General features: G+C 66.0%; 6 protein-coding genes. 1 reads left to right on the top strand and 5 read right to left on the bottom strand.

Annotation, left to right across the window (positions count from 1 at the left end; genetic code table 11):
- Positions 1–45: 45 nt before the first annotated feature.
- The 3 genes from malQ to glgC form a co-directional block, all read right to left on the bottom strand.
- Complete coding sequence (gene malQ, locus ACYQ2W_RS06465) at positions 46–1,530, bottom strand: 4-alpha-glucanotransferase (RefSeq protein WP_459864428.1); 1,485 nt, start codon at positions 1,528–1,530, stop codon at positions 46–48.
- Between the two features lie 126 nt (positions 1,531–1,656).
- Positions 1,657–3,381, bottom strand: a complete 1,725-nt coding sequence (locus ACYQ2W_RS06460) for a glycoside hydrolase family 57 protein (protein WP_459864426.1) — start codon at positions 3,379–3,381, stop codon at positions 1,657–1,659.
- Entirely contained in the window at positions 3,381–4,637 is a 1,257-nt protein-coding gene (glgC, locus tag ACYQ2W_RS06455) for a glucose-1-phosphate adenylyltransferase (protein ID WP_459864424.1), read from the bottom strand. The genes ACYQ2W_RS06460 and glgC overlap by 1 nt, the downstream gene beginning before the upstream one ends.
- Before the next feature lie 225 nt (positions 4,638–4,862).
- On the opposite strand from glgC, the gene glgB reads away from it, so the two are divergent.
- On the top strand, positions 4,863–7,037 hold the full coding sequence (gene glgB, locus ACYQ2W_RS06450; protein WP_459864422.1) for a 1,4-alpha-glucan branching protein GlgB: 2,175 nt from the start codon (positions 4,863–4,865) through the stop codon (positions 7,035–7,037).
- Between the two features lie 287 nt (positions 7,038–7,324).
- Here glgB and speB read toward each other — a convergent pair whose 3' ends face one another.
- Positions 7,325–8,245, bottom strand: coding sequence for an agmatinase (gene speB, locus ACYQ2W_RS06445; protein ID WP_459864420.1), 921 nt, complete (start codon positions 8,243–8,245; stop codon positions 7,325–7,327).
- 179 nt (positions 8,246–8,424) lie between these two features.
- Positions 8,425–9,717: an adenosylmethionine--8-amino-7-oxononanoate transaminase gene (gene bioA, locus ACYQ2W_RS06440; protein WP_459864418.1), complete on the bottom strand. Its 1,293-nt coding sequence runs from the start codon at positions 9,715–9,717 to the stop codon at positions 8,425–8,427.
- Between the last annotated feature and the right edge of the window lie 171 nt (positions 9,718–9,888).

Below are 9,888 nucleotides of genomic sequence, written 5' to 3'. Positions count from 1 at the left end.
GTCCTCCCACTCCCACGGCTCGATCCCCCATAGTCCGACAGGCTCCTAGGACTGCTCGCGCCCATAGAGCCACACCAGGTGGCGCACTCTTTCAGCCAGCCCGTCGGGGAACTGCTCCCAGTCGAAACGCCAGCTCCAGTTGCCTTCGGAGGTGCCGGGCGTGTTCATCCGATGCTCGCCGTCCAGCTCCAGCAGATCCTGCATCGGCACCACCGCCAGGCAGGCGATCGAGCCGAAGGCGGCACGGATCAGCGGCCACGGCATCAGATCGGCGGGAAAACCGAGATATTCGCGCACCCGCTGCTGGACTTCCGGGGGTAGCTCGCGGTACCAGCCGATGGTGGTGTTGTTGTCATGGGTACCGGTATAGACCACGCTGTTGAGCTCGTGGTGGTGCGGCAAATAGGGGTTGTTCGGGCCATCGCCGAAAGCGAAGTGAAGGATCTTCATTCCCGGCAGATGAAAACGGCGACGCAAGGCGTGGACCTCTTCGGTGATCAGCCCCAGATCCTCGGCGACGAACGGCAGCGGCTGGAATTCGCGGTGGAGCACCTGAAAAAGCGCCTTCCCCGGCGCCTCCACCCATCGGCCGTTGATCGCCGTCTCCTCATGGGCGGGAATCTCCCAGTAGGCCTGGAAACCGCGGAAGTGGTCGATGCGCACCAGATCGAAAAGCCCTCGCTGGGTATGGATACGCTGTCGCCACCAGTGGAAATCGTCCTGCTCCATCACCTCCCAGCGATAGAGCGGGTTGCCCCAACGCTGGCCGGTCGCGGAAAAATAGTCGGGGGGAACACCGGCAATCACCGTGGGGTGCCCCCGCTCGTCGAGGGAGAAGTACTCGGGGTGAGCCCAGACGTCGGAGGAGTCGTGAGCGACGAAGATCGGCAGATCGCCGAACAGCAGTACACCGCGCTCATTGGCGTAGTGTTTCAGCGCCATCCACTGGCGGTGGAACAGGAACTGCTCGAAACGCACCTGCTCCACCTCTTCGGCGAGCCGCTCGCCGGCCTGCTCCAGCGTCCCCGGCCGACGGTCGCGTAGCGCGGTCTCCCACTGCCACCAGGGGCGGTTGCCCTGATCGCGGCGCAGCGCGCTGTAGAGGGCGAAATCGGCGAGCCAATAGGCGTGCTCGAGGATGAAACGATGGTAGGCATCGCGATCCTGTGGACTCGCCCCCTTCTCGAAGCGGTGGCGCGCATCCCGCAAACGAAGCAGGCGATGGGTGGCCGCATCACCGTCGGCGGGTGGACCACACGGCTCCAGCCAGCCCCAGTCACAGAGCAGCCGGATGCTCACCAACTGTGGGGCGCCGGCGTGAACCGAGAGACATTGATAGGGCGAGCCGTCCTCGTGGGTGGGGCCGATCGGCAACATCTGCCAGACCGTGATGCCGGCGGCGGCGAGAAAATCGACGAAACGGTAGGCATCAGGCCCGAGATCGCCGCTTTCGACGCCGCCCGGAAGCGAGGTGGGGTGGAGCAGTACGCCGGCCCGCCGGCGATCGAGGGTCAACTCGTGATGGTGCATAGAAGAACATCCAACGCAAAGACGCAAAGGCGCAAAGGGCACAAAGAGATAACTTCACTCCACCCCCCTTTGCGTTCTTCGCGCCTTTGCGCCTTTGCGTTTAATCCAATCAATTGGCGGGGCAGGTCAGCTGGGCTTGCCCTGGCGCATCACGCCGCCGGCGGCGACAAAGTCGGTGCCGCCGTGGGTGAAGCTCTCGAACAGCGCCGCGGGAGGCTCGACCTCGATCATCCGATAGAGGGTGCGCAGATGGCTGCGGTAGAGCCCCTCGAAGTCCTTCACCGCATCGGCCGGGTTGTAGTCGCCGAACCACCAGAACCAGTCGGAACCCTCGCAGATGGCAAGCTGGTGTTCGGCCGCCGCCAACGCCTCGCCGGAGAGCCCCGCGGCCACCGCTTCGTCGAAGGCCCGTTTGGCCTCGATCAGCATCTCCCAACCGAGGTTCTTGTCACGTTCGCCGATCCAGGTGGAGAAGGTGCCGTAGACCCAGCTGCCGGCCACCAGGTGGGGGATCGTCCTCCGGCAGCCACAGTCGGGCGCGTCGAGACAGGCGGAGAAGGTGGTCAGCTCGATGGAGGGGTGCTCCGCCAACCGCCGGTAGAGCGCGGAGAGGAAATAGTAACCGTTCTCCGGGTAGTACTCCCAGGCGTTCTCGCCGTCAAGGATCACCGAGACCACGCTGTCCCGCTCCTCGTGGCAGGCCGCCGCAATGTTCTCCAGATGGCCGATGAAGTCGCTCACCGCGTCGTCGGCGTGCCAACTGGCGTAGGTGAAACCGATCAGATCGGAGAGACCGTCGTCGCGGAAGAAACAGGCGAGCTCCCCCCCCTCCAACACATAGGGGTGAAACAAACCGTCACCGCAAACACCACGGGAAGGGGCCCCGCCGGCAGCGGCCAGGCTGTTGCGCAACACCCCTTCCCCGCTGGCGGCCCAGTGGAACCCGCCCTTCTCCAGCGCACGCAGGGAGGCGTCGCTGACGCTCCCTTCCGCCGGCCAGCAGCCCTTGGGATCGAAGCCGAAGTGGCGGCGGAACACCGCGATCCCCTCACGGATGTGCCACTGGGTGCGCTCCTCGCCGCCGGGGTACTGGACCCGCGGCAACTCGGCATGGGGCATGGCCTGGCGGGCGCTGTCGATGTCGAGCAGCAACGGCGCGATGGGGTGGGCGTAGGGGGTAACCGAGAGTTCCGCCTTGCCGGCCAGCGCCAGCAGCCGGTAGCGCTCGATCACCCCGGAGAGCAGCTCGCCGATCACCTGCACCAGCAGCCGCCGCTCCTCCAGGGAGTAGTCCACCCCCTTGTCCATCAGCCGCTTCACCCGGGAGTCGACGCGGCGCACGCTCTCGCCGAGCCAGGCGAGGTGGTACCACACCACCAGATCGGCGAGGTACTGATCGTTGAGATAGCGCGCCATGCCGTCGCGCTCAGCCGCCCAGTTGGCCAGCTCGACCAGCCGGCGGTAGTGGGGGAAGCGGTTGATCAACCGCTCCTCGTTGGCGCGCAGGCAGTTGCGCACCAGCTCCAGCCGAGCAGCCGGATCCTCCGTGAAGCTCCCGCCGTGCAAGGCGGCGAGCAGGGGGTCTGCAATCGGCTCACCACGTTCCAGATGGGCGGCCACCTGATCGGCGTAGTCGTCGATCTGCTCCAGCAGCGTGGGGGCGAAATTGACCACCGCACAGGCCCCATCGGGGGCCGCCTCCAGATGGGCGGCCATGTCGACGTAGTCCTTGATGGCGTGGAGATAGGTCCACGGCAGATGGTAGGTACCGTCCTCGGCATCCTTGTAGAAAGGCTGGTGCATGTGCCAATAGAGCACCACCCGCAGGCGTTTCGCTCCACTCACCACCATCAGGGCCTCAAATTGACCATCTCGGGGGTCACCAGCACCACCCCGCCGGGGGTGACGTGATACCGCTCGGCGTCCTTGGCCAGATCGACGCCGATCTCGGTATCGGGCGGGATGTCACACCCCTTGTCGACCACCGCCTTCTTGATCGTGCAGTTCCGCCCCACCTTCACCTGCGGCAGGATCACGGAGTCCTCGATGTGGGAGTAAGAGCTCACCTTGACGTCGGAGAAGAGCAGCGAATGGCGCAGATAGGCCCCGGAGATGACGCAGCCACCGGAGACCATGGAGTCCACCGCCATGCCGCGCCGCTCGTCGTCGTCGAAGATGAACTTGGCCGGCGGCAGTTGCTCCTGGTAGGTCCAGATGTGCCACTCCTCGTCGTAGAGATTGAGCGGCGGGGTGACGTCGACCAGCTCCAGGTTGGCGAGCCAGAAGGCATCCACCGTACCGACGTCGCGCCAGTAGGCCTGGCGACCGCTCTGCACGTCGCGGAACGGGTAGGCGATCACCCGGTAGTTGTCGATCACCCTGGGGATGACGTTCTTGCCGAAGTCGTGGGCGGAGTCGGGATTGGCTGCATCCTCCACCAGCTGCTGGGCGAGGAAGCGGGTGTTGAAGACGTAGATGCCCATGGAGGCGAGCGCCACGTCGTCGCGTCCCGGCATCGGCGGCGGCTCGCTCGGCTTCTCGACGAAGGAGACCACCCGGTTGCGCTCGTTGACCGCCATCACGCCGAACGCCTTGGCTTCCTCGATCGGCACCTCAATGCAGCCGACGGTGAGGTCCGCCCCGTGCTCCACGTGGTGAGCGATCATCGGACCGTAGTCCATCTTGTAGATGTGGTCGCCGGCGAGGATCAGCACGTACTCCGGATCGTGGGCGCGGATGATGTCGAGGTTCTGATGGATCGCATCCGCGGTGCCGGCGTACCACTCCTCCTTCACCCGCTGCTGCGCCGGCAGCAGCTCGACGAATTCGTTGAACTCTCCGCGCAGGAAGCCCCAGCCCTTCTGCACATGCTGGATCAACGAGTGGGCCTTGTACTGGGTGACCACACCGACCCGGCGGATGCCGGAATTGATGCAGTTGGAGAGCGGGAAATCGATGATACGGAACTTGCCGCCGAAGGGCACCGCAGGCTTGGCGCGCCAGTTGGTGAGGTCTTGCAACCGGCTGCCGCGCCCACCGGCGAGAATCAGGGCCAGCGTATCGCGGGTCAGGCGACTGACGAAACGCGGGCTGTTGTTGCCATTCATGAATGCCCCCTAATCGCAATAGACAACGTAAACCGAAGCCCAAAATCCGAACGCTTCGGCAAATTCCGGTAATGGTAGCACCAATCCACAGGAGCGAATATTTCAAGGAGGTTTCCCGCGGAATTGGCGCGTGCCTCCGCCAGGGGTTACTGGTATCTTCGTCGCTCTTTCCCGCCCGCGACACCCCTCCGCCGGCTGCGGCGACCAACCGAACCGAGTGAGGCCATGAAAAAGTCCGAAACCCTCTCCCCCGAGCTGCTGCGCATCGTTGAAGCCCGCCACCACGACCCCTTCGAGGTCCTGGGCCGTCATTCGATCGGCGACGGGCGGATACGGATCCGCGCCCACCTGCCCCATGCCGAGGAGGTGATGGTGGTGGACGGCCCGCAGTTGGCGCGCATCCCCGGCACCGATCTCTTCGAATGGAGCGGCCCGGCGGACGGCATCGACGCGCGCTACCGCCTCCAGTGGCGCGAGGACGACGGCCAACGGCACGAACGCCACGACCCCTACTGTTTCCCCCTCCAGCTAGGCGACCTGGACCTCCATCTGTTCGGCGAGGGGCGCCACTGGCACGCCTACCGCTTCCTCGGCGCCCACCCCCACAGCGCCGACGGGGTCGACGGGATGCGCTTCGCGGTATGGGCGCCGGCCGCCGAGCGGATCAGCGTGGTCGGCGACTTCAACCGCTGGGACGGCCGCGCCCACCCGATGCGGGTGCGCGGCGCCAGCGGGGTGTGGGAGCTGTTCATCCCCGGCGTCGGCGCGGGGGTGCAGTACAAGTTCGAGATCCGCAACCGCGACAGCGGCGCGGTCTTCCTCAAGTCCGACCCCTACGGCCAGCGCTACGAGATGCGCCCCGGCACCGCCAGCATCACCACCGAAGGCAGCCGCTACCCGTGGGCCGACGGGGAGTGGCTGCAACAGCGCGAGCACGCCGATTGGCTGCACGCGCCGATGTCGATCTACGAGGTCCACCTCGGCTCCTGGCGCCGAACGCGCGACGGCGGCTTCCTCAACTACCGCGAACTGGCCCACCAACTGGTGGCCCATGTCACCGATCTCGGCTTCACCCACATCGAGCTGCTGCCGGTCTCCGAGCACCCCCTGGACGCCTCCTGGGGTTACCAGTGCCTCGGCTACTACGCCCCCACCAGCCGCCACGGCGCCCCCGACGACTTCCGCTACTTCGTCGACCACTGCCACAAGCACGGCATCGGCGTGTTCCTCGACTGGGTGCCGGCCCACTTCCCGAAGGACGCCCATGGGCTGGCCCGCTTCGACGGCACCGCGCTCTACGAGCACGAAGACCCGCGCCAGGGCGAACACCGCGACTGGTCGACGCTGATCTTCAACTACGGCCGCAACGAGGTGAAGAACTTCCTCCTCTCCAACGCGCTGTACTGGCTGGAGGAGTTCCACATCGACGGCCTGCGGGTCGACGCGGTGGCCTCGATGCTCTACCTGGACTACTCGCGCAACGACGGCGAGTGGATCCCCAACAAGTACGGCGGTCGCGAGAACCTCGAGGCGATCGAATTCCTGCGCGAGCTCAACCACGTCGCCCACGGCGAATACCCCGGCGCGCTGATCGTCGCCGAGGAGTCCACTTCCTGGCCGCAGGTGACCCGCCCCACCTACGTCGGCGGACTGGGCTTCTCGATGAAGTGGAACATGGGGTGGATGAACGACACCCTGGAGTACTTCCACAAGGAGCCGGTGTTCCGCGCCTACCACCACGACTGGCTCACCTTCTCGATGCTCTACGCCTTCACCGAGAACTTCATGCTCCCGTTCAGCCACGACGAGGTGGTCCACGGCAAGGGCTCGATGCTCGACAAGATGCCCGGGGACGCCTGGCAGAAGTTCGCCAACCTGCGGCTGCTCTACTGCTACCAGTTCCTCCATCCCGGCAAGAAGCTGCTGTTCATGGGCTGTGAATTCGGCCAGGGGCGGGAGTGGAACTTCGACGAGGCCCTCGACTGGGACCTGCTGGCCTACCCCTACCAGAGCGGCGTACAGGCACTGGTGCGCGACCTCAACCAGCTCTATCGCGGCGAGCGCGCGCTGCACGGACGCGAATTCGAGTGGGACGGCTTCGAGTGGATCGACTGCCACGACTCCAGCCAATCCACCCTCTCCTTCCTGCGCCGCGACGACGACCACTTCCTGGTGGTGGTGCTCAACTTCACCCCGGAGCCGCGCCGCGACTACCGCATCGGCGTCCCCGCCGCCGGCACCTACCGCGAAGTGCTCAACTCCGACTCCGAGTATTACGCGGGCAGCAACACCGGCAACGACGTGGTGGTGAGCGAAGAGAAGCCGTGGATGGGCCGCGACCACTCGGTGGTGCTCACCCTGCCGCCGCTGGCGGCGATCGTGCTGCGCCTGGAGGAGTAGGTCGGCGCTACCGCGCCGACGCGAACGGGGGCACCGCGCTTCCGTCGCCCGCCTTGCTTGCCGAACGGGACGCCCCATCCGGAATGAATGTGATGGCCGTAAGCCCGCTGCTTCCGTTCACGTCGGCGCAGTAGCGCCGACCTACGATCTTCTATTTACAACGGCGGAAGGGCAACGCAGAGAGCGCAAAGACGCAGAGAAGAGATCCAATCGGTTTTTCTTCTTTGCGTTCTCTGCGTCTTTGCGTCCTCCGCGTTATCCCTCCCGACGCCGAAAATGAACCGTGTTCAGTCATAATCGATACGGGTCTGCGCGCCGTTCTCCGGACGCTGGTCGAAGCCGCGCGCCTTCGCCCAGCGGGAGAGGATCTTCTGCAACAGCTTGGCGGCGGTCATGTCGGAGACCCGGCTCGGCTCGGGGATCAGCTCGACGATGTCCGCCCCGCGCAGGTCGATGTTCGGATTGGCGAACAGCACCTCCAGCAGATCCAGCCCGTGGTGCCAGGTGAGTCCCCCCGGCTGCGGGGTGCCAGTGCCACCGATCAGCGCCGGGTCGAAAGCGTCCACGTCGATGGACAGGTAGACCGGGCCGCTGAGCCCGCGCACCTGGTCGAGGAAGCGCGGCCAGCCGTCACCGCGGTGGATCATCCGGTCGGTGAAGCAGGCGATACGATCGGACGACTCGATCAGCGCCGCCTCGCCCTCGAAGATCGAGCGGATGCCCGCCTGAAGGATGCGGTGCCCCTCCTCATGGAGGTGGTACATCGGGGTGGCGTGGCTGTAGCGACTCCCCTCATAACGCCCGCGCAGGTCGGCATGGGCATCCAGGTGGACGACCGTGCCGAGTTCCGGCATGCGCGCCCGCACCAGCGAAGGGGTCACCGAGTGATCGCCTCCCAGGGCGATGAACATCTTCTCCGCCGGCACCTCGGCCGCCGCCTCCTCCAGCCGCTGCATGTACTTCTTCGCCTTCTCCTTCTTCTTAGGCACCAGCGGGGCCTCCACCCGCAGCTCCAGGTGGCGGGTCGGCGACCAGCGCAGATCCTCGTCGTAAAACTCCAGCTGTTCGCTCGCCTCCAGGATCGCCGCCGGTCCCTCCTCCGCGCCCCCCTTGTAGGAGACGGAGCCACCCCACGGCACCGGCAGGATCACCAGATCGGCCTCCTCCATGGAGGCGTTGGGCAGCGCAAGAAAGTGCAGTTCGGTCACGGATTCAGACTCCAGCGTTGATGGGAATTCGGGTGTCGTAGGTTGGGTTGAGCGCAGCGAAGCCCAACAGGCGACGGGAAGGACCGCAAGGGATCGTGGGAAAAGGCGGACGTCCGAGGCATTCCAACCGCCCGTCGGGCTTCGCTGCGCTCAACCCAACCGACGTAAACCACCGGTTGTCATTGGGTATTGGTTGCCCTTACCACCGTGCGAATCGCAGCGGTGAGCGCGGCGAGGTCGGCGTCGTCCATCACGTAGGGCGGCATCACGTAGACCAGTCGGCCGAAAGGGCGCACCCACACCCCCTCCTCGACGAAGCGGGGCTGGATCCACGCCATCTCCACCGGCCGGCGCATCTCCACCACGCCGATCGCCCCCAGCACCCGCACGTCGGCCACCTGCGGCAGCGACGCCAGTCCGCTCAACCCCTCGCGGAGGGCGGATTCTATCCGCGCCACGTCGCCGCGCCAATCCCCTTCCAGCAGCAGCCGGATACTCTCCCCCGCCACCGCGCAGGCGAGCGGATTGCCCATGAAGGTGGGCCCGTGCATGAACAGTCCCGGAGCGCCCGATGAGATGGTCTCGGCCACCCTGACGGTCGCCAGGGTCGCAGCGAGCGTCATGTAGCCGCCGGTGAGCGCCTTGCCCAGGGTCATGATGTCCGGCGCCACCCCCGCGTGGTCGGCGGCGAACAGCTCGCCGCTACGGCCGAAACCGGTGGCGATCTCGTCGAAGATCAGCAACGCCTCGAAGCGGTCGCACAGCCGGCGCAGCTCCCGCAGATAGTCCGCACGATAGAAGCGCATCCCGCCCGCCCCCTGCACCACCGGTTCGAGGATCACCGCGGCGAGTTCATCGCGATGGGCATCGAGCAACCGCTCCATGTCGGCCAGATCCCGTTCCTTGCCCGACTCCCGTCCCAACGGCTCCGGCGCCTCGGCGAAGAGGTGCTGTGGCAGCACCCCGCTGAACAGCGAATGCATACCGTTGACCGGATCGCACACCGCCATCGCGCCGAAGGTGTCGCCGTGGTAACCGTTGCGCACGGTGAGCAGGCGCTGCTTTCGTGGGCGACCGGCGGCGTGCCAATACTGGATCGCCATCTTGATCGCCACCTCCACCGAGACCGAACCGGAGTCGGCGAGGAAGACCCGCTCCAGCGGCTCGGGGGTGATCTCGACCAGTTGACGCGCCAGCTCGATGGCCGGCCCGTGGGTCAGCCCGCCGAACATGACGTGGGCCATCTTCCGCAGTTGCCGCTCGATGGCACCGTTGAGCCGCGGGTGGTTGTAGCCGTGGATCGCCGACCACCACGAGCTCATCCCGTCGATCAGCTCACGCCCATCGGCCAGCCGCAAGCGCACGCCCTCGGCGGACTCCACTATGAACGGAGCGACCGCCGGCGGCATCGCCGCATACGGATGCCAGATGTGTTCCCGATCGAAATCGATTGCCGGTTGATCCACCGTCATCTCCACGGTGCCCGTAGGTCGGCGCTACTGCGCCGACGCGAACGGAGGCACCTCTGCCTGATTTGCTGACGAAACCGTCCGAGCGGCTCGGCTCGTTCGGAAAGATTCCCGCCAACCACACCCCGCTGCCTCCGTTTCGTCGCCGCGGTAGCGGCGACCTACGAAGATACG

This window comes from Endothiovibrio diazotrophicus (assembly GCF_054657215.1).
The sequence above is the reverse complement of the archived record's forward strand: the minus strand, read 5'-3'. Positions and strand labels throughout refer to the sequence as shown.